Annotated in this window: 1 pseudogene; it reads right to left on the bottom strand. The window is 62.2% G+C overall.

Features of this window, described 5'->3' with window-relative positions:
• A pseudogene (locus tag EXE42_RS16260) lies at positions 1-181 on the bottom strand (ribonuclease BN); the annotation flags it as partial.
• Between the last annotated feature and the right edge of the window lie 219 nt (positions 182-400).

Genomic DNA, 400 nt, shown 5'->3' with positions numbered 1-400 from the left:
CCTCCAGCGCTGTACGCTCGTCATCGATACCGCCGACCACCGTCACGTGTGGACCGAAGACCGGTGCGTCCTCGACCCGCTCAGCAAGTTCCGTGATCGTCGCTTGGAGCTGACGGTGAGCCGTTGTCTCTGCTCCGGAGACAAGCCAGAGTGAGTACGTGGAATTCGACCGGTTACTCATCATCCGATCCGGACCACCGACACGAAAAAGCGCTCCTCCGATCGGTCACCTCGCGGATTCGTGAGTACTCAGTCCCTCGATTCCGCCGTCTCCCCTCTTCAAACTCTCCCCTTCCAACCGCGCCTCGGCCTTCTCGCGATCCTCCGGATACCCGACATCGACGCGCCACCCGTCCAACGGGATCGCGTCGATGGTCCGCCCGCTCTGGATCAACAGGTC

Origin of the sequence: Halorubrum sp. SP3 (assembly GCF_005435195.1) — an archaeon.
In the GTDB taxonomy this organism is placed as follows: domain Archaea; phylum Halobacteriota; class Halobacteria; order Halobacteriales; family Haloferacaceae; genus Halorubrum; species Halorubrum sodomense.
Note: the sequence above shows the minus strand (reverse complement) of the source record. Positions and strands in the feature narration are given on the sequence as shown.